Here is a 26,788-nt window from a genome sequence, read left to right as displayed (position 1 = left end):
GGCGAGGAAATCCGCGAGCTCACCGGCCACACCAACGGCGTAGTTGCAGTGTGTGCAGTGCGAGTCGATGACCGCGAACTGCTCGCCTCCGCCAGCAACGACCAGACTGTGCGGCTATGGGACCCGGCCACAGGCGAGGAAATCCGCGAGCTCACCGGCCACACCAACGGCGTAGTTGCAGTGTGTGCAGTGCGAGTCGATGACCGCGAACTGCTCGCCTCCGCCAGCGCCGATCGCACAGTGCAGCTATGGAACCCAGGCAATGGCGATGCAGCCCGTAAGCTCGCTAGGCGTTGGTATCGACGTCGTACTGGACACACCGATTGGGTACGCGCCGTGTGCGCGGTGCAAGTGAACGACCGTGACTTGCTTGCCTCCGCAGGTGACGATCACACGGTGCGATTGTGGAATCCTGCCACCGGCAAGGAGGTCCGCCAACTCACAGGCCACACCCACTGGGTGCGCGACCTCTGCCCAGTGCATGTGGACGGCCACGACCTTCTTGCCTCCGCCAGCGACGATCACACGGTGCGGCTATGGGATCCAGCCACAGGCGAGGAGGTCCGCCAACTCACGGGCCACAGCAACATAGTGCATGGAGTATGTGCGGTTCGGATCGGCGGCCGCGATCTGCTCGCCTCAGCCAGTAATGATCGGACTGTGCGATTGTGGGATCCCGCCATTGGCACCGAGTTGTTCCGAATCCCCGGCTACGCCAGCGCAAACGCGATCGTAACGATCGCCAACGGTATCGCCGTCGGCCTCGACACGGGCATCCTTGTAGTCGCCTTGTCACCCGACATCGGACGGACGTTGTTCAGCGACAAAATCTAACTTAGCCTGAATTCATCACCTTTTAGCCACTCTCCACTTCGCAAGTAGTACCCTTTTCCAGGACGCTAGGGCCCTTCTTCGGTATGCCGAGATCCACACACCTGTCATTGATCGAACAGGTGCTACCGATGACAGTGATTACGTCAAACCGACATCGACCTGCTGCTGACCAGGGCAGGCCTGGCGGGAGAGGTCTGCCGGCACCCTCAGCGCGAGGAGTACACGCCTCTCGGGCCGTAGGCGAAACTCACCATGTCGGCAGCCGGTCAGAGCAACATCGACATCGGAGCCGCCACAACTGTTTTGTGGACTGACGGACGGCGTGCTGGCTCGTTTACGATCTCCGTTCTGAGCCATACCTGCGTCGTCCGCTCATGGCTCCCCTTTATGTCAAGGGGTTGCTCTGGCGGGGGTAGGCTGGCGGGTGGCAGGTTCGGGTTGTGGCTTATCCGAAGGACCGGTGTCCGGGGTCAGGGCCGGTCACGCTGGATTGCAGAGTCGTCCCCGAGTGCCCTGCCGGGCCTGCCGCCTCACATCGTTTCTGATCGGCGAGCATGCAGGCGTAGACGACGTTGGACAGGCGTCGTTTGAGGGCCCGCATCGCTTCCATCGAAGTCTTGCCCGCTGCCTTCTTGCCGTCGAAATAGACACGGCCAGCGGTCGGATTACGGAGCTGGACAACGCCCATGATGTGCAGCGTCCGGTTGATCCGGCGATTACCGGCACGAGACAAACGATGCCGTTGCTGCTCACCGGACGATGCATCCAACGGCGCGGTGCCGTTCCAGGACGCGAATCGATCCCGGTTGCCGAACCGGTGGATGTCGCCGACGTCGGCCAGCAGCCGCGCGGCACCGGAAGGTCCGATGCCGTGCAGGTCGAGCAGCGTACTGCCGCGGGCGATCACCAGCTCGCGGAGATCTTTGTCCGCGGCCTTGGTCTTCTTGTCGATGGCCTCGAGTTCCGCGATGAGCTCGACAGCCAGCCGGCGTCGGGTCTTCCCTACGATGTCGCGTGGTCTGATCGTCGCCACGAGGGCGCGTGCTTGCGTCGCGGACAGGAACTTCTTCGCACCGCGGGGAAACAGCTCCAGCAGCAGGCGGTGGAGACGGTTGACGGTCTGGGTCCTGGCGCGACCGAGTTCGTCACGACGGTCGACGAGCATGGTCATCACGACCAGTTCAGGGTCGACCTGGACTCGGGCTAAGTTCGGGGCACGCAACGCGGCCAGGGCGACGGAGTGCGCGTCCACGGGGTCGGTCTTGCGGCCGTTGCCGGTGGCGAACACCCGCACCTGCGCGGACAGTTTCGCCGGCACATCCAGCACGGTCTCGCCGTCGTGGACCAGCCGGTGGGCGATATGCCGGCCGACGCCGTTGCAGCCCTCGACCGCCCAGGTCCGCTCAGGGAACCGACGTCCGAACGACAGCATGTCCGCATAGCCGGACTGGTCAGTACCGAATTTCCCGACCGTGACCACCTCACCGAGTTCAGTGATCACCTCGACCGTCGCCGACCGTTTATGCGGATCCATTCCGATAATCACGGGCATGCAGTTCTCCTCGCCTCGACGGGACGATGTCAGCAAGGAGGGCACCGCTACTTCGAGCCCGGGCAGACCCCTTTCCAGCCACTCCTCACGCGGTGCTCGGCGAGACGCATGCCATGAGAGAGCCACGCCAATGACACCGGCGGGCAGCCGCTGTGAGCGAGCACTCGCCGAGCACCTGGACCGGAGTCTGGCCGGACCCGGTCCTGGCGCCCAGTCTTAAGTAGCCGAAGAGCGGACGAGCCCGCGTGCGTCCCGCAGCTGTCTCCCGTTCGCTCGGCAGTCCAGCGTCCGCAGTGCCGTGCGTGCTGACGCAGCGCTTCCCGAAGGTGGTTAACTGAGCCCGCCGTCGCGCGTGTTGCCAGATACGTACGGAAAATGGCGTGCGCCGAGACGGAGCCAGTGGGCACAATTGCGGTATGAACGCCAACCCGTCGACGGCGCTAACGCGATTTGCCGATCCCGGCGTATCGCTGTATGCGCTGGCGGAGATCGCGGTTCACGTGGTATGTCCGGCATGCCAGGACCGCGCTGAGGTGACACCGTGGCTTGATGGGCAACCGCGTAGCCCCTACTCGATCAGGTGGCCTCGCCGGCTGGCGTGCCGCGCTTGTGGCCACGTCAAGGACTGGCCTGGCGAGGCCAAGCACACAATCTCGTGCTGGGGCAGTCCGATTGATCCGTACTTCCGTCAACCGCTGTGGCTGCAAGCGGATTGCTGCGGGAACCAGACTCTATGGGCGTTCAACGAACGCCACCTGGACATCTTGGAGGGATACGTCGGTGCCCGGCTCCGCGAACGCGGCGAACGTCCCGGGATGACCATGTTGGCCCGGCTTCCGGGATGGATGAAGTCGGCCAAGCACCGCACCGAGATCCTGCGAGTCATCGGCCGGCTGCGAGCGTCCCTCTCGCAGTGACAATCGCGGCCGCCCGGCCGCGCGCAGGTGGCGATCACCCATCTGGTCTCGGCGTCGACACCGGGTAACGAGAGGGCGCTTGGCAGCCGACTGCCTGTCATGTCGACGAGCGGACTTTGTCGTCGTGGTCAGCTCACACTCTTGTCTTCCAACGTGGGGATCACCGGTGACAGAAGGTGCTCGGCGTGTTCGGTGACCGCACCTCGAACAAGCCGGAAGACACGGAAGCTCAGCATGTGCTCCGGGTGTTCGTCGTCATGGACGTACAACAGCCCGTATGCCCCGGGGGCGAGCTGTCCGACCTTGGCGAACAAGTCGATCACGGCTTCGCCATGCTGCCCGCGGTGATTCGGGTTCCCGCCGAGGTGGATGTAGTACGTGCCGTTCATCGGCTGAAGATCCATCAACGCGTAACCAGCCAGCTCGTCGACCAGAGCCTGGATCTCACTGAGACGAAGGGGCGGTTCGTCCTCAAGCGCTTCAGCGGTAGAGCGGAGCGCTATCCACCCGTGGTACTCGAACATGACAAGAAGTCTATGAGGACGTGAGATCACGCTGGCCTATCAGCGGTCCAACGTCCGCACATGCCGCTGGTAGCACGCCAGGCTATCTGTGAGACACCCCTGCTCAGGGAACCCGAGACCCATCATCGTGTGACACAAAGACCGCCGATAACAGTGATTATGTCAAGCATGAGGCGTCGAGGGCGAACCCGGCAGCGCACCGCTGCTGCCCAGAGCACTGCGCGAAGGTACTGGTCGACGGCGAGAGTGACCGTGCGGGGCTGCCGCGGGCCAGCTCCACGATCATCGCTCACGAGCGAACAGTCACCACGTGAGATACGCTCTATGTCGTCAGTCTTCTGCCGATTTCTAGTTTACGCGTCCTTCTGGTACAAAGTCTCAACTGGCGCACCATCTTTCCAGCGTTCAACCCGAAACGTGACCTCTCCGATGTCGGGCACAGCGTACGGCACCGTCAACTCTACAACAGGGTCGACACTACTATGGCGACGCTTCTGCGCCCATGCGTCATAGGGATAGTCTATTAGATCGACAAATACATCAGCACCACGTGGCGGAGAGGTTGGCACGTGCATGCTGCCCGTGTTGTACGGAGCCAGTTGGATCTTGTCACTGTAGCGAGCGACCAACTCGGCTGTGTCGACATGGAGGACGGTCTGCTGCTTCTTGCGATACTGTTTGGCGTTGAGCAGTTTCTGTAGTCTTTCGATCTTTAGCCAGAAGAAGACCCTGCCGTTGAGCGCGTCGAGAAACTGCTGCGGCGTCGTTCCGGGAAGCAGGCATTTCTCCAGGAATTTGAGTGGCAGCTGGTCGCGGATCACGGCAGTTCCGTACCGCGAGCTCTCGATCGTCACGCTCTTCCTGCGAACCTGGTTGAGGATCGCGTTCGCGGTCTCCTCATCTGGTTCGTAAAGATCGACCAGCGCCTTCGTGCTCAATAGGCCCCGCTCGCGAATTGCGGGCCACGTGCCGTTTTCGGCCATGTGATACACGGTCGGGTATCGCGCTATGAGTTCTTCGGCAAGCACCTGCAGTCACCATCGCCGTCGATCGATCACGCTGCGCACGTCGAACCGGGTTCCCAGCAGCGACACTGGCACGCCCGCCACTCGCTCGACCTCTTCCACGAATTCGATCGTCGAGGACGTCAGCTGCTCGTATCGCCTGGCCTGCCGGTTCTGCACATCGAGGTAGTCGGTGAACGTCAGCGCGACATCGGTAGCTCCGTTCAGCTCGGCCGCGCGGCGCAGGAGGCTCCAGTCGAATTCCGCGACGCGTCGCTGGTTGTGACTCACCGAGCCCTTTTCCTGTTTCAGCAACTCGTCCAGGGGAACCCCGGATCGCTCGGAGATTTCCTCCCAGCCGACCTCTTGGGACATCGGCCCCGACGAGGCACCGTCCGGATTCATCACGCGGATCGGGTAGGTTCGCGCAACTATCACGGTCCGGCGGAGACGGTGGGATCCGATGCCGGCCTCGGCCAAGGTTCCTGCGGTCGTGGTGTCCCTGCTCGTCACATGCGGGTACGCACCGTGGAAGACACTCAACGCGGTCCCCTGAGTACCTTCGAGCAACACCTTCTGTCCACGAGAGAATGCCCGGTCGAGGACTTCGAAGCTCGGTTTCAGGTAGGGCCGGAGTTCCGGCATGGCTTTCGCCAGCCGCACCGGCGTCGACACGCCTTGAGGATGCCGTCCGAGGATGCGCCGCGCTGCTGCCGATCCACCGCCCTTTCCCGTCGACCCGATGCCCGCGACCAATGCCCTCTCGGTTTCCAGGTCAGCCTGCTCGATCACCATCGCTTGCGGATCGATGAAGAGCCGGCCGACTTCGACGGAGCATTCGGCGATCTCGTTCAGCAGCAGGCCGACATCCAGTGTGGCGCCAGGGCCGATGACGATTACCGCGTCCGTGTTGTTCTGGGTTCCGGATGGCAGCAGACGATGGGTGTAAGGCGTGGGAAGCGGGACCTTGTGTCCAGCGTTGGGCCCGCCGACGCGCACCAGGACGTCGTACTCCGGGGCGAGGTAGAAAGCGATGTTTCCCTTGCCTTCACTGCCGTATTGGGCACCGATCAGCACGTCGACCAGACGGTCGTCACGCGAGGCGTAGAGACCGAGTCCGGCGGCGACGCGAGTTGCGACGTCCTCTTCGGAGTTCCGTTCGGTGTCGATCACGAGATCGGCGTCGACCTCCAGGTTCGACACGGCCGCCTCGGTCGCGTTGCTGGCGACCTCGTCGTACGAACCCAGTTCGACCAGGCCGCTGCCGTCTCCCCGCTCCTCGTAGCGTTTCGAAAGGACACTCCGCGGCGCTGTCAGGTGCACGTGCGTGACGCGCGGCCCGAATGCTTCACGTAGCCGCTCGACCTGCCGGTGCTCGCGAACCGCGTCGACGATCACGAGCGGAGGGTGCGCGCCTTCGGCGAGCTTCCGCGCAACGCCTTCCGCGACCCAGCCCCCTTCGGTCCGGTGGTCGAGCTGTTCTCCATACTCCTGGAGTGCGCGCCGTTCGAGCGCCAGACCGTCGCCGTAGGCGATCGCTTGTTCCTCCATGAGGTCATGGGTCCGGATGTGCTCGGCCTCGCGCAGCCCGGAGATCCGTGCTGCCAAAGTCGATTTCCCCGCCCCGACTGGGCCGCTGATGACCACGAGCTTGCTCGGTACGGCGCCGGTCATGCGCCACGCCCCAGGCGCGAGGGCATCGTGTAGACGACCACAGGGACTTCTGCCGCAACCAGGGTTTCCTCGATGGCGCTGGCGATTTCGTCCCACCGCCCACCGGCCTGCCCCGCACCGATGCGAGGGAGGTGAACGGTCACACCCTTCTTCGCGCCGTACTCGGCTACGACGCGGAGTCCCTTTCGCAGAGCTCCGTAGTCGAGCCGCGTCGAAACTCCCGGGCCGTATCCTCGTTGAGCGACGATGCTGGCCAAGAAGACGTCCCGCTCCCCCGACTGCAGCGCGGCAAAGTGGACGTTGCCCAACGTCAGGTTGTCCGGGTCCGCGATCGACCAGGCTCTGAAGGCGCGAGCCGCGTCTGGGAAGCGCCTCGTCAGCGACGCTGCGACGCCTCGGCGTCCCCACATTCTCGTCGAGTCGGTGACGACATGCGCGATGAGCACCGGGGCGGCGCCCTTGTCGAGTTCGCTGACGTCACCCGAACGGTGCTCGAACCGTCGTTCCGATGGCACGGCCATCTCCGGTTCCACCAAGGCCAATACCCGAGGCAGCGCCCGTCCCGGATACGGCGGCGTTCCCACCGCCTGGACCCGGAGACGCCGGCCGCCGATGGTTTCGATACCACGGCTGGTCTGACCGACTGCGACACATTCGCCCAACGCGCCGGTCGCGACGACGCGGGCCCGCTGCCGGATCTCCGGATCGAAGTGGGCCGAGGGAACGACGTACTCGACCGTCAGCTCGGACTCCGGCCGATCCTGGATCCGGGACGCCGCGATCAGCCCCAACGGTCGCTCGGACACCGCCGTGAGCCTGCGCAGGAGAGCTTCGGTCGACACGTCGAACCGGCGCCGCTGCTCCATGATGAAGTCGATGTCGGGGTCCACGTCGATCAGCCCCGACACCGCTTCCTCCGGCATCAGCAGCTCCGCGGCGATCAAATTGCACAGCAGCTCGAGCTGCCAGGCGTCGTCCACCGCATAGCCCGGAAGCGCGCCCGTGCCGGTACGATGCCTGACCATGTCGGCGACGTCGGGGAACAGACCGTGCGCGATCTCGTGCGCCACGCTGTAGCGAAGTCGTCCACGAGGACGGGTCGGGTTGTACTCGACGACGAGCGAAGCAGGCGAGTTGACGAACCCGCTCAATGGGCTCCGCGGAGTTGACCGTACGCCGACCGTGTCAGCACGGATTCGCGCGTCCGAGACATCCGCGCGAGCTCGAAGCGAAAGCCCGAGCAACTCGGCCAGAGCGAACGGATCGAACGGAGGTCCGTCGAGCCCCTCGGCCACAGCAGCCACCGTGATCTGCTTCGCGAGCTCCCCCGCCGCCTCGATCGGGTCCGCTCCCTGGGCTAGGAGCAGCACCGAAGGGTTGGTCCACGCGGTGCCCGCATCCGTCGGAGGCATCCGCCGACTATAGCTAGGCCGCCGCCGGCGGCCAATCCCTCGTTCCGACGGCAACTCACCATATCGGGTGAACTTCGGGGCCGGGCTTGGCTACCCGCGCGCCTGTGACGAGAGCACGTTGGGCAGCACACCCTGCCGGTCGAGGACGCTCGCCACGTCGGGTGGACTGTACGACGAGGACTTCAGCACCTTGCCGTCCGGCCTGAAGATGGGCTGACCGTGCTCGTCCAGCTTGCTCATGTTCGACCGGTGGATCTCGGCGAGCACCGCGTCCAGGTCGATGCCGTAGGTCAACGCCGCACCGTAGGCGACATAGACGATGTCCCCAAGCGCATCCGCGAGGGCGATCAGGTCCTGACGCTTGGTGGCGTCGGCGAACTCGCCCACCTCTTCGACGAGCAGGTCGACCCTGAGTTTGGCCAGCTCATCCCCCACGTCCATGGTCGGCTTCGCGGTCATCGGAAGCCGGAACACTCGATGGAACTCCGTCACTGCAGTGAACGCGAAACTATGCTGCGTTTCGGGGGACGCACCCTCGGTCGGCCGAGTCATGCGGCACACCTTGCCACACCACTCGACCCAAACTCCGAGTGGCCACGCCGCCGAGTTTCACTGTTCCCGGGCAGGAGGTCGGAGTGCTTGACCGGTACACGAGTTCCCGGATGCGGTCTGTCTGGGAGCCGCAAGCGGCGTTTGCCGGGTGGCGAGCCGTCGAGCTCGCGGTGCTCGACGCGCGCGTCGCCCTTGGGGAAGCTCCGGAGTCCGCTGCGGCGACGGCGCGTAACGCACCCATCCCGGCCCTGCCCGAAATCGGCGCCGCCGAAGCGAGGACGAAACATGACGTCGTCGCGTTTCTCGATGTCTGGACGAACACGATGCCCGACGAAGCAGCATGCTGGGTCCACCGTGGCCTGACCAGCTCGGACATCGTGGACACCGGCCTCGCGCTCCAGCTCACGGCGGCATCCGACCTGCTCGTCGAGCGCGCGACCGGCTTGGTGATTGCGTTGTCCCAGCACGCCATCAAGCATCGCGACACCGGCCGGATCGGACGGACGCACGGAATGCACGCCACCCCGGACACGTGGGGCCATCGTGTCGCAGATTTCGCGCTCGCCGCCGATCGGGCCCGGACCCGGCTGCTCCGAGCCCGCGCGGAAGTCGCCAAAGCCAAGATCTCCGGACCAACCGGCAGCTACGCCCACGTATCCCCGGAAGTCGAACAGCGCGCGGCGCACCTTCTCGGGCTCGAGCCCGCCGAAGTCGGGACCCAGGTCGTCATGCGCGACCGGATAGCCGAGTGGGTCTGCGCGCTCGCCTTGATGGCATCCGTATGTGAAAGCATCGCCCTCGAAGTCAGGCACAGCCAACGCACAGAAGTCGACGAGCTGGCGGAAGGCTTCACCAGCGGGCAAACCGGCTCTTCGGCCATGCCTCACAAGAAAAATCCCATCACCGCCGAGAAGATCTGTGGCCTGGCAAGGATTGCCCGCTCCTTCATCGTGCCTGTCATGGAAGGCATCCCGCTCTGGCACGAACGCGACATCTCACACAGCTCGGTGGAACGGATCTGCCTGCCGGACGCGGCGGCCGTGGTGGAACACATCATGCTGTCGTCGACTACGCTGGCCGAAGAACTCGTCGTCAAAGCGGAACACATGTCCGACACCCTGGATGCCGCCTACCCGTCCGCGCTGTCGGAAAGCGCGGTCGTGGCACTCATGGCCGCGGGGGTTCGCAGGGAACCCGCTCATGCCAAAGTGATCGAAGCCTTGGCGGACGCTCCGTCCACTCCCGAGTTCGTCGCACGCATCGAGGCGGCCTTGTCGGCGACGGCCGTCACCCTCGACGCCGACTGGCACATCGTCCGGCGCCCGGAACGACTAGCCCCCGTTTTCGAGCGCCTAGAACACTTACTGGAGACATTGGAGTAAATCCGGGACGCGAGGCGAACTCGTCGCCGCGTCAACGCGGGTGTGCGGCGAGGCTGTCAACCAGTTCCCCCCGACGGGCCAGCAAGATGACGGCGGCGTACCAAAACCAGGTCGGACAGGCCAGCACGAACGTGGCCAGGATCCCAGCCGGACGGCGGGCAAACCAGAAAGGCCGCCATCGCACTGAATACAACCCCGCGCAACAACGCGGCCACGACCTCGTATCCGACACTCCTATCGGAGGGTCGCCCACCTCGTTAGCCACCGCGCGCACCCAGCACACAACCACAGGAGTCAACGGCGCGCTCGGACCGTAACCCACAAATTCACGAACAACGTGCCCTCGGAGAACCGATGCGCCCAGTACGTGACCAGGGTCGTCCTGCCTACCCCACCGGTGCCGGCAATAACGGTGACTGTGCTACAGACCGTAGTATCGACCGGCAGTAGACGATTCAGCTCAGCCAACTGATGCTCGCGGCCGGCGAGACCCTGCACCGGGGCAGGCAGATCGCCCACCTTGCCGATCCCGTCGACACCGCGTTCTTCGACGCTGCCAGGACAGCGTCATCAGTAAGCCAAAGGCGACTACTCCGAGTAGCGGTGTTGCTACGCTGAGATATTGCTCTCTGCACGCACCAGCTTCACCAAGGTGCGCGATCGGTCCGCACCCACCCCCAGCGCCTTCCGGAGACTCTCCGCGGAGACCGGACGCTGATACAACTCACGATGCCGCCGATCCTCATGCCGAGCCCGCTCCAACAACTCAGCATCCACGTTCGCACCATCTGGCTGGACCGCCGAAAGGCTGTCCGAGTCGGCCGTCTGGGCAACGCCAGCCGGACGCCCGGTGGCTGATACGGCGGCAAGCGCCTGCAGCAGGGCCGGTCCTACCTCCGCCCAGCCGATCAGCAACAGCGGGCCCACCGCATCGAACAACGCCTTCCCCGCCTCACCGACGATCAGGGGCTCCGCGACGTTCAACGCCAACGTCGCCACGCTTGACGCCAGCAACAGCCGCCGAGCCGGCCGAATCACCTCTGCAGGAGCGCCTCGCATCGACAGGGACCGGATGGCGAGCAGCAGCCCGACCACCGACAGATCCACTGCAGGCGCAACCAGCGGTGCCACCCAGGCCGGCACTCCTAGCCGCAGAGCCAACGTGAGCACGTTCCCGAAACCGAACAGAAAGGTTAGAGCCACGATGACCCCCACGATCAGCGTCACCGCCGACAGCACCGGATCGCGTCCCTCGCCCGGGCTCAACACAGCAACCACCCTGCCCCGCCGTCCGCACCACGAACCAGGATCGACCTGCACGAACAGTTCGGCAGAATCCGGCACGCACGTGCCCGAGAAGTGCCCGAGAGGTCTCGCACACGTCGACAGTAAGCGGTATAGTCCGACACAAGTGATGTCCGGTGACCAGCCGAAAAGGTCTTGTCCGACATCACTCGACACCACCCGACACCCCAAAACGCGTTCTCTTAACCAGCGGGTTCGGGGTTCGAGTCCCTGATGGCGCACCCTCACTCCCCAGGTCGAAGATCTCTTCGGCCTGGGGATTTGTGATTTCCGGAAACTTCTCGTCCGCTTGCACACTGTCCACAGTGGTCTCCTGCGAGCCCGAGGGGAGCCCGAGAGCGCACGCCGGGTGCAACGCCCTCCTCGGGATCACCCCAGCCAGCTTCCTCGCCGCGTCGTCAGCCACCTCCTTGCCGACGTTCGCGTAGAGATCCATCGTCACCTTGATCGACGAGTGCCGGAGCATGTGCTGGATCACCTTGATGTCCACCCCCGCCTCCAACGCCAGCGTCGCCGCACCGTGCCGAAGACCGTGCAACGTGATCGGCGGCAACCCGCGAGCGCGATCAGCCGAGCGAACTCATCGGCCACGTCGGCCGGGTGCAGTGGGCTGCCGTCCGGCCGTGTGAACACCAGGTCGTTCTCGATCCAATCCTCACCCAGTCGTGCTTTGGCTTCGTCTTGGCGGGCCAGTTGCACCCGCAACACCAGGACCGTGTTCGGGTCGATGGCGACCATGCCCTCCGACGACGGTGTCTTGGGCTTGCTCTGGCCGGTCTCCCAGCCGTACTGCACGATCTGGTTCATGACCTCGATCGCACCCGCATCCAGGTGGGTAGAGCGGGTTGACAGCGAAGTCGAGAACTCCCCCGGTCTGCTCCTTCGTCCACACCATCACCGGGTACGGCACGTCGCCGGTCCGCTGCCACAGAGCCACCCGCTCCGGCGTCCACAACTTCGGTTTCGGCCGTTCCGCCGCAGGCAGCTTGACCAACTTCGCCACGTTGTGAGTCAGCAACCCCTCATCCACCGCCGGCCGCAGAATCGCCCGCAACGTCTCCCTGATCCGGTGCAACGACGCCGGCCCCACTGGACGCTGCCACTTCACCGCCGCGATCTTGCGCGGATCACCGCCGGCCCGATACTCGTCGATCACCTCGTTGCGCTCCACGATCGCTTCGAACATCGCGTCCAAGTGCCCCACCCGCAGCCGATCACGCCGGACCCGGCCCAGATGCGGCCGCAAGTGCCACCAGCCGGACACGGCGACTATGAGGTACGACACCGTCCACACCGGACCGAACAACAGGACGGCGGCGCCCAGGGCGGCTGCTCGAGCCCGGCGTACACCGCACGCAAGGACGACGCGGCCAGGCCACCGACCACGGCGACGACGGCCAAGGCGACCGGCGCCGAGGCGGACCGGTGGTCATACCGGTTCTCCCACGGTCGAGGTGTCGGCGGCCGTTCCGAGCAAGTGCGCCAAAGCGTCGCGAGCCTTGCCTGCCGGAAGACGTGCCCGGCCGCGAGCAGGCGTTCCGGTTGCACACGCTGGTCGGCGAAGGCCAGCTCGCGGACACCGTCCCGGCCGAGCAGCAGTCGCGATCCGAAGCGCGGCACCTTCAGCAGAGCCGGGCGCTTCAGGATACGGGCGAGAACCCGGGTGTACTCGAAGTTGGACACCGGCGCGGGGCTCGCGGCGTTGACCGGCCCGTCGAGGCCGCGGTCGGTCAACGCACGCAGGTAGATGTCGGTCAGATCGCCGAGGCCGATCCACGGCGTCCACCGGCGGCCCGCGCGCCGAGCGACCCGCCCAGCCCAGCGGCGAACAGCGGGTACTGCAGCCGCAGCAGGCCGCCGCGCGGGCTAAGTGCCAGGCCCGTGCGGACCTGCACCACCCGGATCCCGGCCGCCTCGGCGGGGCTGTCCCAGGTCGCAGCGGACGCGGAGCCTGACGATCTCAGTGATCCCAGCGGCGACCCGGGCGCTCAAACCCACAGAAATCTGAGAGCTTCCGAACTGCTCGCATTCCGGCGGGGAAGCAAGATATTCAATCCACCTCGAACAGCCCACCGTATTCCGCGCAATTCACCACCCGACCCGGCCCGACCAGGGCGGGGTTATCATGTCGTCGCCGACCGCGACGACCCGAACCGCGGCGAGGATCTCCTCCACTTCCATGTCCTTGACGAGGAACTCGGAGGCACCTGCGCCACGGACGGCTGACCGCGACCGACGCCTGCTCGACCCGTTGCCCACGCCGACGGGTACCGGTAACGCCCGGTTCCCCGGCACCATGCTGCCTCCCCCGCATACTCCCGTTCGAGAACGCCGGAGACCGTCGTGAACAGTTCACACTTCGAGCGGTCGTGACCGACAAATCCTGACAGCAACTCGCCGCCGCTACCGGTCGAATGCGGACGTAACACCCTTTGCGGTACGGATTCGCGCGGAATTGCCGACCATTGTCGCTTGTGGACAGGACGCGGAACCGCAATAGTCGCCAGGCGGCTGAATCGAACCTCGGAATTGCGTCCGATTTAGCCGGATCTGATTGATTTGGGCGCTACGACCAGGGAGCTGCATATGCGGCGTTCGTCGTTGATATTCCGTCCGGTGATTCTGGCCGCCGTCGGCGGTCTGGTGCTGGCCGGCTCGGCTCAGCCCGCTGGCGCGGCGGCGGCCGCTCCCCCGGCGGGCGCGGACACCACGTCGCAGGCGGTGATCGTGGTGCTGGGTGACCAGCTCGCGTCGGCACCACCGACGAAGGCGGCGTCGGGGAACAGACGCGACCAGGCGACCAGAGCGCAGAACGCGGTACTGGGCAAGCTCACCGGACCGGCACCGGCGAACGTCAAGCACTTCGCCGTCGGCAACGCTTTCTCCGCGACCGTCAGCCCCGCACAGGCGGCCGCGCTCGCGCAGGATCCCGCGGTGGCGTCCGTGCTGCCAGACAGCAAGGTCACGCTGCCCGCGCCGAGCACGCCGGCGGCGGGGGCGAGCGGGGCGGCGCCGAAAGTGCAGCCCCGGACGTCGACGGCGCCCAGCGCGATCTGCCCGGCCGACCCCGCGAAGCCGCTGCTGGAGCCGGAGGCGCTGACCTCGATCCACGCTTTCAGCACCGACGGCTCGAAGAGCGCGTCCGACCTCGCCGACGGCTCCGGCGTGAAGGTCGCTTTCCTCGCCGACAACATGGACCCGGACTACGCCGACTTCATCCGGCCGGACGGGTCCAAGGTCTTCTCGGACTACCAGGACTTCTCCGGAGACGGCCCGGCGACCACCGACTCGGGTGCCGAGGCGTTCGGCGACGCGTCGTCGATCGCCGCACAGGGCACCGTGGTGCACGACCTCTCGAAGTTCGTCAACCAGGCGCACCCGCTGCCGCCGGGCTGCAACATCGTGGTCAAGGGCGTCGCACCGGGCGCGAGCCTGGTCGGGCTCAACGTGTTCGGCTCGACCGCGACGAACTCGGCGATCCTGCAGGCCATCGACTACGCGGTGACGGTCGACCACGTCGACGTCATCAACGAGTCGCTCGGCCTCAACCAGTACCCGGACGCCAGCTCGCGCGAGCTGTTCCAGGTGTTCAACGACGAGGCCGTCGCCGCGGGCGTCACGGTCACCACCTCCAGCGGCGACGCGGGCACGACGTCCACCATCGGCAGCCCGGCCACCGACCCGCTGGTCATCTCCGCCGGCGCGACCACGGACAACCGGCTGTACGCGCAGACCACGTACGCGGCTTTCCCGTTCTCCAACGGAAAGTGGATCAGCGACAACATCTCCGCGCTGTCCTCCTCGGGCATCACGCAGAACGGCCGCACCATCGACCTGGTCGCACCCGGTGAGGGCAACTGGGCCGACTGCGAACCGACCTACGCGGAGTGCCAGACGTTCCAGTCGCCGCCGCAGGGCGCGGACCTGGAATCCTTCGGTGGCACCAGCGAATCGGCGCCGCTGACCGCGGGCGTCGCGGCCCTGGTCATCCAGGCCTACCGCGGCACGCACCACGGCGCGTCGCCGACGCCGGCCCTGGTCAAGCAGCTGATCACCGGCACCACGCGCGACCTCGGCCTGCCGGCCGACGAGCAGGGCTCCGGCCTGCTGGATGCGCGCGCGGCCGTCGAGGCGGCGTCGACCGCACCCGGCACCACCGGCGCCCCGGCCGGCGTGTCGTCGAACATCGCGCTCTCGACCGACCAGCTGCCCCTCGAAGGAGCGCCCGGCAGCACGCAGACCGCGACGGTCAAGGTGTCGAACATCGGCACCAAGCCGCTCACGGTGTCGACCGGCACGCGCGGTTTCGCGACGTCGTCGACGCAGACCCAGACCGTGCCGTTCGACGCGGCCAAGCTGCCGACGTTCACCTACTACAACGGCGCGCAATGGGCGCAGAAGACGGTGAAGTTCAGCGTCCCGCCCGCCACCGACCGGCTGCTGACGAGGATGGCGTGGCAGGGCAGCCCCAAGACGGTCAACGGCGCCCCGGTCACCCCGGTGGTGCGGCTGACGCTGCTCGCGCCGGACGGCACGTTCGTCGCGAACAGCCGCCCGCAGGGTGGCGCGGCGACCGCGAACTACGCCAACGTCGACGTCCGGCACCCGGCCGCGGGCACCTGGACGGCGGTGCTGTACTCGGTCGCGGGCGCGTCCGGGTACACCGGTGACATCCAGCTGGCCGCGGACGCGCAGCGCGCGGTGCCCTACGGCCAGGTCTCGCCGCAGATCCTGAACCTGGCCCCGGGCCAGACCAAGCCGGTCAAGATCGCTCTGCAGACCCCGGCCACGGGCGGCGACGCGGACTACTCGGTGACCTTCGGCAGCTCAGACGGCCACCAGACGTCCGTGTCGGCGGTGCTGCGCTCGCTCATCCCGACCGGGAACGGACCCGGGACGTTCGGCGGCACCATCACCGGCGGCAACGCCCGCGCGGTGTCCCCCGCGCAGACGTTCAGCTACGAGTTCGACGTGCCCCGCGGCAAGAAGGACCTCGACGTCGCCGTGCACCTGTCCGATCCGGGCACGGTCCTCGACGGCGTCCTGGTCGACCCGAACGGTGAGCTGGGCGACGTCAACAGCAACATCTCCCTGGCTTCGCCGACGACCGTGTCGCAGGGCCCCGGGCTGCAGCTGACCGACGCGAACCCACTGCCCGGGCGCTGGCACCTGGTGCTGGTGGTGCAGAACCCGGTGACGGGCAAGGAACTGCAGCAGCCGTTCACCGGCACGGTCTCCTTCGACCGCGCCTCGGTGTCCGCGCCCGCGCTGCCCAGCGGCGGCAAACTGGCCGCGGGCAAGGCGGTCACGGTGCCGGTGACCGTGCACAACACCGGTGTCGAGCCGATCGCGATCGGCGTCGACGCCCGCACCAACACCGCGCAGACGCTGCAGCCGGTCCCGGTCGGCGGCCAGACCGAGGTCGACCTGCCCGAGCCCGGCTCGATCGCGCCGGTCTACGAAGTGCCGCCGGACACGAGCAAGCTGACGGTCGCCACGTCGTCGACCGTGCCGGCCCAGGTCGAGCTGCAGGGTTCGGCCGCGGGGATCGACGTTTTCGGTGACCTGAAACGCGCCCAGGGCGGCAGCACCGTCTCGGTCGCCACGATCGGGGAGAAGAAGGGGTACGTCACCAAGGGCATCTGGTTCGCCGACGTGCAGGAGCTCGGCCCGTTCGGGCCGTCCGGCGCACCCGCCGGGCACGCGAGCTACACCTCGTCCGTGGTGACCGCCGGCTTCGACCACGCCGTGACCTCGTCCACCGGTGACCCGTACGACCAGGCGATCGACCCCGCGGGCACCGGCGGCACGCCGGTGATCATCCAGCCGGGCCGGACCGCCACCGTCCAGGTGACGATCACCCCGTCCGGCGCCCGGGGCACCGACGTCGCGGGCCACCTCAACCTGGTGACCGTCCCGACCCTGCCGACCGGCTCGACCGGCCTGCCGGAAGAGGGCACCGGCGAGGTAATCGCAACGCTGCCCTACCACTACCGGATCAGCTGACCGAGGCGGTCACGACGGGCCGCCCGCTCCTGCCTGGCGCAGGCGGCCCGTCGCTCCCCAAGACGAGGTCTTGAATTCTTTGTCGTGAGGTTGAACAGGGATGGGGCGGCACGCCGGCCGCGGAGTCCTGCGAGCGCGCCCTTGGGCGCGACCCCGGTCGATCTCCAGGACACCCGTGATGCCGAGCGCGGCGGAGTCTCCCACCGCTTCCAGCCACCGGGGTAGACGGTGTCCGACCTGGTGGGCCTGATCGCTTCCCTGTCCGGCATCGGGGCGATCGCGGATTTGAAGCTCAGCTCAGCCCCCGTCGGCGTACGCCCACACGTCCGCTCACTGACGTAGTACTTCCACATCCGCTCTTCAGCTGTCCGGTCAACGTTCGCCATGCCCAGCGACGAGACCGTCACACAATCAACCGGCTCCGCTGTCTCGTCGCCTGATCCCGTCTCGGAAGCCTGACTGCTCGTCTCGGCAACCGCAGCGGCGGTCTCGCGAGACCGAGGTTTCAACGCGCCGTTCACAACTCGACCGCCAGCAGCAAGACCAACGGGGGACACGTCGCCACCGTCACCCGCAACACGCTCAACGCCGGCGCCGAGCCGTGTTCGCCACCAACGACAGGCAGATACCGAACATGAACGCCAGCCACGCCACCCACCGATCCGGCCGACTGCCGTCGCGGTGTGTCTTCCACAGCTCGACCGTCGCGATCGTCAGCAGGCCGTCAACCAACAGTGGCCAGATCGACGCTGTCACCGCGTCCGCGCCGGAGCGCAGCGCGAACTCACGCCCATGGCGGTACGAAGCGCATGCCGCGCCGAGGGCGACCAGGCCGGTGCAGACGCCGTTCGTGCAGAGATCCATCGTCACGTTGATCGACGAATGCCGGAGCATGTGCTGGATCACCTTGATGTCCGGCCACGTGCAGCGGGCTGCCGTCCGGCCGCGCGAGTGGGCGGTGACCGACGTGGCCGGTGGAGGACATCCGCAGTCTCGTCCACGAATACCCCTGCCTCGGCGGCATCCCTGAAGCACGGCATCGCCGAGGGCTTCTTTCGAGGTCGACGACTTGGGGCCGGCGGGGGCGCTCAGCCTGCCCGGTTGTGCTTCACCTGCGCGACATAGGCGTTCGACGGCGGCAGGTAGGAGAGCACCAGCGCGAGCACCGAGATCGCCGTGCTGACGTAGTTGACGGCTGTTCCCGAGGTGGCCAGGAGAGAAGCCACCTGCAGCAGCGTGACGATCGTCAGGACGATCCTTGCCCAGTTCCGGCCCGCCTTCAGCCTGAAGCTGAGAAGCAGGTACAGCAAGGCGAGCACGACGAGCACACCGATCCCGACGGCCTGCGCGATGGTCGCCGAGTGCTGGATCTGGTCTTCGGTCAGGTGCGCCCCGCCGTTGTTCACGCCTGTGCGCAACGCGTCGGCTAGCTCGTCGCGATAACCGAGCAGCAGCCCGGCGCCGACGAGCGCCGAGACGGTGGAGACCAGGTAGCCGAAGAACGCGGCAACCAGTGTGCCCGGGGGATTTCCGTTGAGCGTTCGTGTTTCCATGAGCCGAACCTAAGCCGCTCACCCGCGCGCCCACCGGTTGAAAGCGGTGATTTCGGACCGCGGTACTAGGGAGCCGCCGTGGTCCTCATACCGGGGTATGAGAGCCCGCTCGCTCCGTCAGGATCGCGTCCATCACCACCTCGAAGAGCCGCTTGGCCCGCACTTCGAGCCCGGGCTGGTCCCCCAGCCAGGCGAGCGCCGATACCAGGGCGAACAGGTCGGCGCCGTCGACGTCGGACCGTGCGGCGTCCGCGGCCTGGGCCCGGGTGAGGAGCCGGGCCCCCGCCGCACGCATGGCGACGCACGAAGCGTGGAGCGCGGATTCGGGCTCCTCGATCGCTTTCACCATCGACGTCACCACCCCGTGGTTGTTCGTCGTGAACGTGACGAACTCGCGCAGCCACACCATCAGCGCGTCCCGCGGCGAACCTTCGGTCCCGACCTCGTCGGCTCGCGCCGTCAGCTCGTCGAAGCTCGTGCGAAGCAGCGCCTCCAGCAGCGCTTCCCGGGTCGGGAAGTGACGCAGCAGCGTCGCCAGCCCGACTCCGGCCCGGCGGGCGATGTCGCGCATCGACGCGTCGGCACCCTGTTCGGCGAGGACGACGCCGGCGACGACGAGCAGGCGGTCGTGGTTGGCCTGGGCGTCCGCCCTCATGTGCCCTCCTTGACTAACCGGATCACTGAACCATATATTCGGATCAGTGATCCGGAAAAACGGACCTCCGGTTCACTTAGTTTAGCCCTGCGAGAGACCTGGGAGAGCACTGTGGTGGAACGGACCATGAAGGCGATCCGGCTGCACGAGTTCGGCGGCCCCGAAGTGCTGCGGTACGAAGAGGTTCCGGTGCCCGAAGCGGGTCCGGGCGAGGTGCTCGTCCGGGTGCACGCGGCCGGCCTGAACCCGCCCGACTGGTACGCGCGCGAAGGCATGCCCGACGTGCCCGCCGAGCTGAAGCCCCCGATGGAGCTGCCGCTGATCCCGGGGACCGACGTCTCCGGCGTCGTGGAAGCCGTCGGCTCCGGCGTCGACGCCTTCGCGGTCGGCGACGAGGTGTTCGGCCTGCTGCGCTTCCCCACCGCCCTGCAAAGCGCCGCCTACGCCGAGTACGTCACCGCGCCGGCCACCGACCTCGCCCGCAAACCGGCCACCGTCGACCACGTGCACGCCGCCGCCCTGGCCATGTCGGGACTGACCGCGTGGCAGTTCCTGATCGCGCTCGGACACGACCACCCCTCGCCGTTCCAGCAGGCCGAGCACCGCCCGATGCCCCTCGACAGCGGGAAGACGGTGCTGGTCAACGGCGCGGCCGGCGGCGTGGGGCACCTCGCCCTGCAGCTGGCCAAGTGGCAGGGCGCCCGCGTCATCGCCGTGGCCTCCGGTGCCCACGAGACGTTCCTGCGCGAGCTCGGCGCCGACGAGGTCATCGACTACACCAAGGACCGGCCCGAGGACGTCGTCCGCGACATCGATCTCGTCCTGGACAACGTCGGGGGTCCCCACAGCCGGCGTTTCCTGCCCACCCTCAAGCGCGGCGGGGCGCTCTACCCGGTGTACTTCGGCGAGTTCGACGACGAAGAGAACACGAAGCTCGGTGTCACGGTCACCGCGACCCAGGTCCGCTCGAACGGCGCACAGCTCGCCGAACTCGCCCGGCTGCTCGAGGACGGCACCATCCGCGTGGCGATCGACAGCACCTATTCCCTCGAGGACGCCCAGTCGGCGCACAAGCGAGCCGCCGACGGGCACCTGCGGGGCAAGATCGTGCTGACGGTCGCGTGACCCCTGGCCGGTCAGGGCGTGACGCGCAGGACGAGCTTGCCGCGGGTGCGGTTGGACTCGCCGCGGCGATGCGCCTCGGCGACCCCCTCCAGCGAGAACACCTCTTCGACCTCCACGACGACTTCGCCGGCGTCGATGAGGGCGCCGATGGTGGTGAGCGCGGGGCCGTCCGGCTCGACCAGGAACGGCGTCACCCGCTTGCCCTTCGCCTCGGCCGCGGCGGCCAGTTCGGGCGACACACCGGCCGGGACGGCGACCAGGAGGCCGCCGGGGCTCAGCACGTCCAGGGATCGCGTGCTGGTGTGGTCGTGGAGGTCGCCGACCAGGTCGAGCACAACGTCCACATCGGACGCCGCGTCCTCGAACCGGACGGCGGTGTAGTCGATGAGCTCGTCCGCGCCGAGCTTGGTGAGCCAGTCGTGGCTGCCGGTGCGGGCGGTGCCGAGCACGTGGGCGCCGAGGTGCTTGGCGAACTGGACCGCCAGGTGCCCGACCCCGCCGGCGGCGGCGTGGATCAGCACGCGCTGCCCTGACTGGAGGTGCGCGGTGTCCACCAGCGCCTGCCACGCGGTGAGCGCGGCGAGCGGCACCGCCGCGGCCTGCTCGTGGCCGACGCTCGAGGGCTTGCGGGCGAACTGCCGGGCCGGCGCGGTGACGTACTCGGCGTAGCCGCCGGCCGCCCGCGGGAACCACGGCATGCCGTAGACCTCGTCGCCCTCTCGCAGGGTCGTGACGCCGAAGCCGACCTCCTCCACGACGCCGGAGACGTCCCAGCCCAGGACGAACGGCGGCTCGCCGAGCACGCCCGCCATCCCGTCCCCGGCCCGGGTCTTCCAGTCCACCGGGTTGATGCCGGCCGCGTGCACCTTCACCCGGACCTCGGTCGGCAGCGGTTCGGGGCGGGGCACTCGCTGCACCGAAAGCACGTCGGGACCGCCGAGGGTGTGCTGGACGACGGCGCGCATCGAGGTGTCGGACACTGGTTTCTCTCCTTGGATGTGATCTTCCGTGGACCCCGGCGAACGTATCCCCAGGGATATAGTTACCCGCAAGGACTAGTACTTCCCATCGGGAAGTATCGAGGTGAGAGGCTTGCCATGACCACCGTGTGCCTGACCGGGCAGCACTCCGACCATGACGTCTACGCCGCGCAGTGCCCGTGCCGGGCGATGCTGGACCTGCTGGCGAACAAGTGGTCCGCACTGGCCATCGGCGCGCTCGAGGACGGTCCGCAGCGGTTCGGCGAGCTGCAGCGGCACCTGCAGGGAGTCAGCCCGAAGGTGCTGACCCAGACCTTGCGGCGCCTGGAGGAGTTCGGCTTCGTCGATCGCACCGTCTACCCCGCGGTGCCGCTGCACGTCGAGTACTCGCTCACCGAGCTCGGGCACAGCGCGGCCGTGCCGCTGCGCATGCTGCGCACCTGGGTCGAGGACAACATCGACGGTGCCGCCCGCGCCGGGGCGCCGGCGGCGTCCTGCGAGAGCGAGACCACGCCGGCTCGCTGACCGGCCGAACTCACCGCTGCCGCGCACCGGTCGTGGGCGGTCACGACCCGCGGACGCCGTCGATCCGGGTGCACTGGCTGGACGGCTTGGCGGCACCGCCGTTGAACCTCGCCAGCAGTGCGGCGAAGGTGCGGACGTCGTGGTCCGGCCACGACTCGAGGAGCTCGTCCAGCCGCCGGCTGCGGGCGAGCCCGACCTCCTCGACGCGGTGACGGCCTTCGTCGGTCAGCGCCACCAGGTACGCCCGGCCGTCGTCCCTCGCCTCCATGCGCCGGATGAGACCCAGTTCTTCCAGGTGCTGGAGCTGACGTGAGATGGTCGGAGAGGTCACTCCGACGTGACAGGCGAGCTCGGTGGGCCGCCGCGGGCCACGATCGGCCAAGTGCGCCAGCAGGCGGTACGCGGCGACCTTGAGGTCCGGGTGCACGTCGCGGCCGAGCCGGCCCGACGCGGCGCGGTCCTGTCGTACGAAGACGGCGAACTCGCGTTCGAGGTCCGCGATCATTTGTTCGTCGGGCATCATCGCTCCCTGGCGGTCACGGCGTTGGAGGTGCGCAGGGGAACCTCCCGGATGAACAGGACGCACACCAGCGCGACCAGCGCCAGCGGCACCGCGTACAGGAAGATGCTGCCGGTGGCCTGGCCGTACGCCTCCTCGACGACGGCCCGCACGGGCGCGGGCAGTTCGGCCGGCCGAACCAGGGAGGCCCCTTGCGCACCCACCGGAAGCCCGGCCTTCGCCAGCCCTTCGGAGATGAGGTGACCGACCTGGCCGGCCAGCACGGCGCCGAGGGCGGAAACACCGATCGTTCCGCCGAGTGTGCGGAAGAAGGAGACCGACGAGGTGGCCGCGCCGAGCTCGAGCGGGCTCACCTGGTTCTGGACGGCGAGGACCAGGTTCTGCAGCGTGACGCCGAGCCCCAGGCCGAGCAGCCCCATCGCGAGCGCGAGCTGCCAGTACGGGGTGTCGCGCTGGGTGAAACCGAGCAGCGCGAGCCCGACGGCGATCAGCGCGGTGCCGCCGACCAGCAGCGGCTTCCACCGGCCGGTCGCGGTGATGATCCGGCCGGCGATGGTGGAGGCGAGCGCGAGGCTGAGGATCAGCGGCAGGGCGAGAATGCCGGCCAGCGTGGGCGTGCGGCCTTCGGCCAGCTGGAAGTACTGGCTCAGGTACGTCGTCGCGGCGTAGAGGGCGACGCCGATGGCGAGGCCGGCCGTGATCGCCAGCACGACGGTGCGGGTGCGGAACAGCCACAGCGGCAGGATCGGGGCCTTGGCCCGCCGTTCGACGGCGACGAACACGAGTGACAGCAGCAAAGTGCCGCCGAGCATCACCGCGCTCGGCCAGGAAAGCCAGGCGTACGCGTCGCCGGCGAGCGTCACCCAGATCAGCAGCAGGGACGCGGCGGCGGTCAGCAGCGCGGCACCGGCCCAGTCGATCTTCACGGATCCCCTGACGACCGGCAGGTTCAGCGTCTTCTGCAGCACGATCAGGGCGACGACCGCGAACGGTGCGCCGACGAAGAAGCACCAGCGCCAGCCCAGCCAGTCGGTGTCCACGATCAGGCCGCCGATCAGCGGCCCGGCGCTCGTCCCGACCGCGAACACGGCACCGAAGTAGCCGGAGTACCGCCCCAGCTCCCGCGGCGGGATCATCGTCGCGATGATCACCTGGATCAGGGCGAGCAGACCTCCCGCGCCGATGCCCTGGATCACGCGCGCCGCGATCAGCAGCCCCGCGCCGGAGGACAGCCCGGACAGCACCGAGCCGCCGGTGAAGACGATCAGGCTGGTCTGGATGAGCAGCTTCTTGCTCACCAGGTCGGCCAGCTTGCCCCACACCGGGCTGGACACCGTCGTGGCGAGCAGCGTCGCCGTGATCACCCAGGTGTAGACGCTCTGGCCGGCGTGCAGGTCCGCCACGATCGTCGGCAGCGCGTTCGTCACGACCGTCGACGACAGGATCGCCACGAAGATGCCGACGTACAGCCCGGACAGGGCCTGCAGGATCTGCTTGTGGGTCATCGGCGCGGCCGCGGCGCGCGTGGTTGTTCCGGCTTCGGCAGTCATCACGTCACCGTGCGGCTTGCTCGACGATCGCGGTGACGGCCCTGGTGTTGGCGGGCCGCTGGGTGACCGCGAGGTCGGCCGCCGTGGTCTTGTCGAGGTCACCGGCGAAGGCCGAGCGGAACCGCGCCGGGTCGATGGTGACCTCGGCACCCCCGGGTACCGGGGTGGTGATCAGCGGCAGCGGCGGCGTCGACTTCGCGGCGAGCTCACCGAGGGTTTCGCCCTTGGCCGGGATGAACCCGGCGATGTAGACGAGCGACTTGACTCCGGTGACGGCGGTGGCGGCGTTGGTGATGACAGCGCCGCCGTAGGAGTGACCGACGAGCACCTTCGGGCCGTCGATGGTGGCCAGACAGCTGGTGAGGTAGGCGGTGTCACTGGTGAGGCCCTGCAACCGATCGGCGATGGCGCGCACGGGATAGCCGTCCCGGCGCAGCCGTTCGATGACGGGGGCCCAGCTCGAGGAGTCCGCCCACGCTCCGTGGACGAGCACGATGGTCGGCTTCGGGGTGCCGGGCGATGCGCCGGTGGCCGACGCCGTGGCCGATGCGGTGCCGGCGAGCAGGGTGAGCGCGGTGACGCCCGCGACGGCCGGGCGGGAGAAGCGAAAACGCATGACGGAGAAACCCCTTCCGGGGAAAGGAAGCGTGCCGGTGTCCCGGTCCGTCGCACTGGGCGCGGGACACCGGCCTGAAGAATCAGCGGCCGTAGGCCTCGAGCAGCCGCAGCCACACCTCGCTGACGGTCGGGAACGCCGGGACCGCGTGCCAGAGCCGGTCCAGCGGCACCTCGCCGACCACGGCGATCGTCGCCGCGTGCAGCATCTCCGCGACGTCCGGGCCGACGAGGGTGAACCCCACGATCACCTTCCGGTCCTCGTCGACGACCATCCGCGCGTGGCCCTGGTAGCCCTCAGCCTGCAGCTGGGACCCGGCGGTGGCGGCCAGGTCGTAGTCGATCACCCGGATCCGCAGCCCGGCGGCCTCGGCGTTCGCCGCGGTCAGGCCCACCGACGAGATCTCCGGTTCGGTGAAGACCACCTGCGGCACCGCGCGCTCGTCGGCGGTCGCCGCGTGCCGGCCCCACCGGCCGTCCTCGACGGCCTCGCCCTTCGCACGCGCCACGATGACGTCGCCGGCCGCGCGGGCCTGGTACTTGCCTTGGTGCGTCAGCAGAACACGCCGGTTGACGTCGCCCGCGGCGTACAGCCAGCCGCCCTCGACCCCCTCGACCCGCATGGTGTCGTCGACCGTGAGCCAGGCACCCGGCTCGAGGCCGACGCTCTCCAGGCCGATGTCCCCGGTGTTCGGCGTGCGGCCGATCGCGACGAGCAGTTCGTCGGCTTCGACCTGCTCGCCGTCGGTGAGCGTGAGGGACACCGTGCCGTCGGTGTTGCGCTTGACGGATCCGGCCTCGGCGCCGACACGCACCGAAACCCCCTTGTCCCGCAACGACTCGGCGACGCGTTCGCCGGCGAACGGCTCCGCGAGGTGTAGCACGCCGTCACGGGCCAGCACGGTCACCGACGACCCGAGCTCGCTGAACGCGGTCGCCATTTCCGAGGCCACCACCCCGCCACCGATGATGGCGAGCCGGCCGGGAACCTCCTTCGCGGCGACCGTTTCCCGGCTGGTCCACGGCGCGGCGTCACGGAGGCCTTCGATGTCGGGCACCAGCGCGCCGCTGCCGGTGGCGACGACGACCGCGTGCCGCGCGGTCAGCGTGGTCGTGGTGCCGTCGGCGGCGGTCACCTCGACGACCCGCTCGGCGGTGATCCGGCCGTGCCCGCGGTGCAGCGGGATGCCCGCCGACTCGAGCCAGGAGACCTGGCCGTCGTCCTGCCAGTCCGAGGCGAAGGAGTCGCGACGACGGAGCACCGCGGCCACGTCCAGCTCACCCGTCACCGCTTCCCGCGCGCCGGGCACCTGCCGGGCCGCCCGCAGTGCCGCTCCACTGCGCAGCAGGGCCTTGGTCGGCATGCACGCCCAGTAGGAGCACTCGCCCCCGACCAGTTCCCGCTCGACGATGGCGGCGCTCAGGCCGCCCTGGACGACCCGGTCGGCGAGGTTCTCCCCCACCGGGCCCGCGCCGATGACGACGACGTCGTAGGTGGTCACGTCAGTTCCCCTTGGCGGCGCGCCCGAGGCGGATCGCCGAAACGAGGAAGAAGATCCCGCCGAGCACGGCGTAACCGGCCACATTGGTCAGTGACGCGCCCGGCGCGGCCGCCCCCGCGATGAAGCTCCCGCCGGCCAGCACCGAAATGCCGCCGCTCAGCATCATCGGCCACTGCCCGCCCATCTTGCGGCGGACGATCCCGACGACCAGCTGGACGATGCCGGACACGATCGCCCAGGCACCCCACACCCGCAGCACCGCCGGGATGCCGGAAGCTGCGGCAACGCCGATGCCGATGGTGGCCAGCAGGCTGATCGCGATGTTCACGTAGATCCCGCGAACCGAACCGGAGCCCTTCGACGAGCGAGCGTCCACGACGGCCGAGCCCACGTCGAACAGCGGGTACAGGACGACCAGGACGACGCCGATCGCCCCCAGGCCCGACTTGGTCGTCAGGAACACCAGCAGCGCCCACACGATGGCGAACGCGAACCGCACGAAGTACAACCGGCGCAGCGTGGGGGCGAACCCACCTACGGCGGGCGAGTCGACAGTAGTCACCATGATCCCTTCAAGACTGTGGGGAGTGTTCCCCGGAAG

At 67.9% G+C, this 26,788-nt stretch carries 26 protein-coding genes; 6 read left to right on the top strand and 20 right to left on the bottom strand.

Annotated elements, in window-relative coordinates; translation table 11 throughout:
* Nucleotides 1–834: WD40 repeat domain-containing protein (locus ACIOD2_RS13815; protein ID WP_400537543.1), on the top strand; the 834-nt coding region annotated here is incomplete at its 5' end.
* Nucleotides 835–1,279: 445 nt separating this feature from the next.
* Here the strand turns inward: ACIOD2_RS13815 and ACIOD2_RS13810 are convergent.
* Nucleotides 1,280–2,386, bottom strand: coding sequence for an IS110 family transposase (locus tag ACIOD2_RS13810; RefSeq protein WP_400537541.1), 1,107 nt, complete (start codon nt 2,384–2,386; stop codon nt 1,280–1,282).
* Between the two features lie 416 nt (nt 2,387–2,802).
* Between ACIOD2_RS13810 and ACIOD2_RS13805 the strand changes: the two genes are divergently transcribed.
* Nucleotides 2,803–3,303, top strand: coding sequence for a TFIIB-type zinc ribbon-containing protein (locus ACIOD2_RS13805; RefSeq protein ID WP_400537539.1), 501 nt, complete (start codon nt 2,803–2,805; stop codon nt 3,301–3,303).
* A 128-nt stretch (nt 3,304–3,431) separates the two neighbouring features.
* Here the strand turns inward: ACIOD2_RS13805 and ACIOD2_RS13800 are convergent, their stop codons facing one another.
* The 5 genes from ACIOD2_RS13800 to ACIOD2_RS13780 all read right to left on the bottom strand — a co-directional run bounded on the left by ACIOD2_RS13800 (nt 3,432) and on the right by ACIOD2_RS13780 (nt 8,469).
* Nucleotides 3,432–3,827, bottom strand: coding sequence for an Imm7 family immunity protein (locus ACIOD2_RS13800; protein ID WP_400537537.1), 396 nt, complete (start codon nt 3,825–3,827; stop codon nt 3,432–3,434).
* Between the two features lie 353 nt (nt 3,828–4,180).
* Nucleotides 4,181–4,855 carry a DUF7002 family protein gene (locus tag ACIOD2_RS13795; protein WP_400537535.1) on the bottom strand — a complete coding sequence of 225 codons (675 nt, stop codon included), beginning with the start codon at nt 4,853–4,855 and terminating at the stop codon, nt 4,181–4,183.
* 6 nt (nt 4,856–4,861) lie between these two features.
* Nucleotides 4,862–6,505, bottom strand: a complete 1,644-nt coding sequence (locus ACIOD2_RS13790; protein ID WP_400537533.1) for an adenylosuccinate synthetase — start codon at nt 6,503–6,505, stop codon at nt 4,862–4,864.
* Nucleotides 6,502–7,917 (bottom strand): ImmA/IrrE family metallo-endopeptidase, encoded by a 1,416-nt coding sequence (locus ACIOD2_RS13785; protein WP_400537531.1) that lies wholly within the window; start codon nt 7,915–7,917, stop codon nt 6,502–6,504. The genes ACIOD2_RS13790 and ACIOD2_RS13785 overlap by 4 nt, the downstream gene beginning before the upstream one ends.
* A gap of 90 nt (nt 7,918–8,007) precedes the next feature.
* On the bottom strand, nt 8,008–8,469 hold the full coding sequence (locus ACIOD2_RS13780; RefSeq protein WP_400537529.1) for a MazG nucleotide pyrophosphohydrolase domain-containing protein: 462 nt from the start codon (nt 8,467–8,469) through the stop codon (nt 8,008–8,010).
* 83 nt (nt 8,470–8,552) lie between these two features.
* On the opposite strand from ACIOD2_RS13780, the gene purB reads away from it, so the two are divergent.
* Nucleotides 8,553–9,851 carry an adenylosuccinate lyase gene (purB, locus tag ACIOD2_RS13775; protein WP_400537527.1) on the top strand — a complete coding sequence of 433 codons (1,299 nt, stop codon included), beginning with the start codon at nt 8,553–8,555 and terminating at the stop codon, nt 9,849–9,851.
* Between the two features lie 609 nt (nt 9,852–10,460).
* Here the strand turns inward: purB and ACIOD2_RS13770 are convergent.
* From ACIOD2_RS13770 to ACIOD2_RS13750, 5 genes are all read right to left on the bottom strand, one after another.
* Nucleotides 10,461–11,117 carry a hypothetical protein gene (locus tag ACIOD2_RS13770; RefSeq protein WP_400538042.1) on the bottom strand — a complete coding sequence of 219 codons (657 nt, stop codon included), beginning with the start codon at nt 11,115–11,117 and terminating at the stop codon, nt 10,461–10,463.
* 184 nt (nt 11,118–11,301) lie between these two features.
* The gene (locus ACIOD2_RS13765) at nt 11,302–11,694 is read right to left on the bottom strand and encodes a tyrosine-type recombinase/integrase (protein WP_400538040.1); all 393 of its coding nucleotides are present in this window, start codon (nt 11,692–11,694) and stop codon (nt 11,302–11,304) included.
* Nucleotides 11,631–11,963, bottom strand: coding sequence for a hypothetical protein (locus tag ACIOD2_RS13760; RefSeq protein WP_400537525.1), 333 nt, complete (start codon nt 11,961–11,963; stop codon nt 11,631–11,633). The genes ACIOD2_RS13765 and ACIOD2_RS13760 overlap by 64 nt, the downstream gene beginning before the upstream one ends.
* A 462-nt stretch (nt 11,964–12,425) precedes the next feature.
* Nucleotides 12,426–12,890, bottom strand: coding sequence for a DUF1731 domain-containing protein (locus ACIOD2_RS13755; RefSeq protein ID WP_400537523.1), 465 nt, complete (start codon nt 12,888–12,890; stop codon nt 12,426–12,428).
* 20 nt (nt 12,891–12,910) lie between these two features.
* Complete coding sequence (locus ACIOD2_RS13750; RefSeq protein WP_400537521.1) at nt 12,911–13,051, bottom strand: hypothetical protein; 141 nt, start codon at nt 13,049–13,051, stop codon at nt 12,911–12,913.
* 721 nt (nt 13,052–13,772) lie between these two features.
* Between ACIOD2_RS13750 and ACIOD2_RS13745 the strand changes: the two genes are divergently transcribed.
* Complete coding sequence (locus ACIOD2_RS13745) at nt 13,773–17,162, top strand: S8 family serine peptidase (RefSeq protein ID WP_400537519.1); 3,390 nt, start codon at nt 13,773–13,775, stop codon at nt 17,160–17,162.
* A gap of 582 nt (nt 17,163–17,744) precedes the next feature.
* On the opposite strand, the gene ACIOD2_RS13740 is transcribed toward ACIOD2_RS13745, so the two are convergent.
* From ACIOD2_RS13740 to ACIOD2_RS13730, 3 genes are all read right to left on the bottom strand, one after another.
* Entirely contained in the window at nt 17,745–18,068 is a 324-nt protein-coding gene (locus tag ACIOD2_RS13740; RefSeq protein WP_400537517.1) for a DUF2637 domain-containing protein, read from the bottom strand.
* Nucleotides 18,069–18,250: 182 nt separating this feature from the next.
* Nucleotides 18,251–18,715, bottom strand: a complete 465-nt coding sequence (locus ACIOD2_RS13735) for a hypothetical protein (RefSeq protein WP_400537515.1) — start codon at nt 18,713–18,715, stop codon at nt 18,251–18,253.
* Nucleotides 18,716–18,800: 85 nt separating this feature from the next.
* Nucleotides 18,801–19,370: a TetR/AcrR family transcriptional regulator gene (locus ACIOD2_RS13730; RefSeq protein ID WP_400537513.1), complete on the bottom strand. Its 570-nt coding sequence runs from the start codon at nt 19,368–19,370 to the stop codon at nt 18,801–18,803.
* A gap of 111 nt (nt 19,371–19,481) precedes the next feature.
* Here ACIOD2_RS13730 and ACIOD2_RS13725 point away from each other — a divergent pair, with 111 nt between their 5' ends.
* Nucleotides 19,482–20,495, top strand: a complete 1,014-nt coding sequence (locus ACIOD2_RS13725) for an NADP-dependent oxidoreductase (protein ID WP_400537512.1) — start codon at nt 19,482–19,484, stop codon at nt 20,493–20,495.
* A gap of 11 nt (nt 20,496–20,506) precedes the next feature.
* On the opposite strand, the gene ACIOD2_RS13720 is transcribed toward ACIOD2_RS13725, so the two are convergent.
* Entirely contained in the window at nt 20,507–21,460 is a 954-nt protein-coding gene (locus ACIOD2_RS13720) for an NADP-dependent oxidoreductase (RefSeq protein WP_400538038.1), read from the bottom strand.
* Between the two features lie 132 nt (nt 21,461–21,592).
* Here ACIOD2_RS13720 and ACIOD2_RS13715 point away from each other — a divergent pair, with 132 nt between their 5' ends.
* On the top strand, nt 21,593–22,000 hold the full coding sequence (locus tag ACIOD2_RS13715) for a winged helix-turn-helix transcriptional regulator (protein WP_400537510.1): 408 nt from the start codon (nt 21,593–21,595) through the stop codon (nt 21,998–22,000).
* A gap of 40 nt (nt 22,001–22,040) precedes the next feature.
* Here the strand turns inward: ACIOD2_RS13715 and ACIOD2_RS13710 are convergent, their stop codons facing one another.
* The 5 genes from ACIOD2_RS13710 to ACIOD2_RS13690 form a co-directional block, all read right to left on the bottom strand.
* Entirely contained in the window at nt 22,041–22,520 is a 480-nt protein-coding gene (locus ACIOD2_RS13710) for a MarR family winged helix-turn-helix transcriptional regulator (protein WP_400537508.1), read from the bottom strand.
* Complete coding sequence (locus ACIOD2_RS13705) at nt 22,520–24,070, bottom strand: MFS transporter (RefSeq protein WP_400537506.1); 1,551 nt, start codon at nt 24,068–24,070, stop codon at nt 22,520–22,522. The genes ACIOD2_RS13710 and ACIOD2_RS13705 overlap by 1 nt, the downstream gene beginning before the upstream one ends.
* Before the next feature lie 4 nt (nt 24,071–24,074).
* On the bottom strand, nt 24,075–24,686 hold the full coding sequence (locus ACIOD2_RS13700; RefSeq protein ID WP_400537504.1) for an esterase/lipase family protein: 612 nt from the start codon (nt 24,684–24,686) through the stop codon (nt 24,075–24,077).
* 82 nt (nt 24,687–24,768) lie between these two features.
* On the bottom strand, nt 24,769–26,187 hold the full coding sequence (locus ACIOD2_RS13695) for a dihydrolipoyl dehydrogenase family protein (RefSeq protein WP_400537502.1): 1,419 nt from the start codon (nt 26,185–26,187) through the stop codon (nt 24,769–24,771).
* A gap of 1 nt (nt 26,188) precedes the next feature.
* Entirely contained in the window at nt 26,189–26,752 is a 564-nt protein-coding gene (locus ACIOD2_RS13690; RefSeq protein ID WP_400537500.1) for a hypothetical protein, read from the bottom strand.
* Between the last annotated feature and the right edge of the window lie 36 nt (nt 26,753–26,788).

Source organism: Amycolatopsis sp. NPDC088138 (genome assembly GCF_044741685.1).
GTDB lineage: Bacteria > Actinomycetota > Actinomycetes > Mycobacteriales > Pseudonocardiaceae > Amycolatopsis.
Note: the sequence above shows the minus strand (reverse complement) of the source record. Positions and strands in the feature narration are given on the sequence as shown.

Bases quoted from the DNA above. Each gene is read 5' to 3' on its own strand.
- ACIOD2_RS13715 (WP_400537510.1), top strand. From the start codon at position 21,593: ATGACCACCGTGTGCCTGACCGGGCAGCACTCCGACCATGACGTCTAC.
- ACIOD2_RS13780 (WP_400537529.1), bottom strand. From the start codon at position 8,469: ATGACTCGGCCGACCGAGGGTGCGTCCCCCGAAACGCAGCATAGTTTC.
- ACIOD2_RS13800 (WP_400537537.1), bottom strand. From the start codon at position 3,827: ATGTTCGAGTACCACGGGTGGATAGCGCTCCGCTCTACCGCTGAAGCG.
- ACIOD2_RS13730 (WP_400537513.1), bottom strand. From the start codon at position 19,370: ATGAGGGCGGACGCCCAGGCCAACCACGACCGCCTGCTCGTCGTCGCC.
- ACIOD2_RS13735 (WP_400537515.1), bottom strand. From the start codon at position 18,715: ATGGAAACACGAACGCTCAACGGAAATCCCCCGGGCACACTGGTTGCC.
- ACIOD2_RS13790 (WP_400537533.1), bottom strand. From the start codon at position 6,505: ATGACCGGCGCCGTACCGAGCAAGCTCGTGGTCATCAGCGGCCCAGTC.
- ACIOD2_RS13810 (WP_400537541.1), bottom strand. From the start codon at position 2,386: ATGCCCGTGATTATCGGAATGGATCCGCATAAACGGTCGGCGACGGTC.
- ACIOD2_RS13700 (WP_400537504.1), bottom strand. From the start codon at position 24,686: ATGCGTTTTCGCTTCTCCCGCCCGGCCGTCGCGGGCGTCACCGCGCTC.
- ACIOD2_RS13710 (WP_400537508.1), bottom strand. From the start codon at position 22,520: ATGCCCGACGAACAAATGATCGCGGACCTCGAACGCGAGTTCGCCGTC.
- ACIOD2_RS13690 (WP_400537500.1), bottom strand. From the start codon at position 26,752: ATGGTGACTACTGTCGACTCGCCCGCCGTAGGTGGGTTCGCCCCCACG.
- ACIOD2_RS13760 (WP_400537525.1), bottom strand. From the start codon at position 11,963: ATGAACCAGATCGTGCAGTACGGCTGGGAGACCGGCCAGAGCAAGCCC.
- ACIOD2_RS13720 (WP_400538038.1), bottom strand. From the start codon at position 21,460: ATGCGCGCCGTCGTCCAGCACACCCTCGGCGGTCCCGACGTGCTTTCG.
- ACIOD2_RS13705 (WP_400537506.1), bottom strand. From the start codon at position 24,070: ATGACTGCCGAAGCCGGAACAACCACGCGCGCCGCGGCCGCGCCGATG.
- ACIOD2_RS13785 (WP_400537531.1), bottom strand. From the start codon at position 7,917: ATGCCTCCGACGGATGCGGGCACCGCGTGGACCAACCCTTCGGTGCTG.
- ACIOD2_RS13805 (WP_400537539.1), top strand. From the start codon at position 2,803: ATGAACGCCAACCCGTCGACGGCGCTAACGCGATTTGCCGATCCCGGC.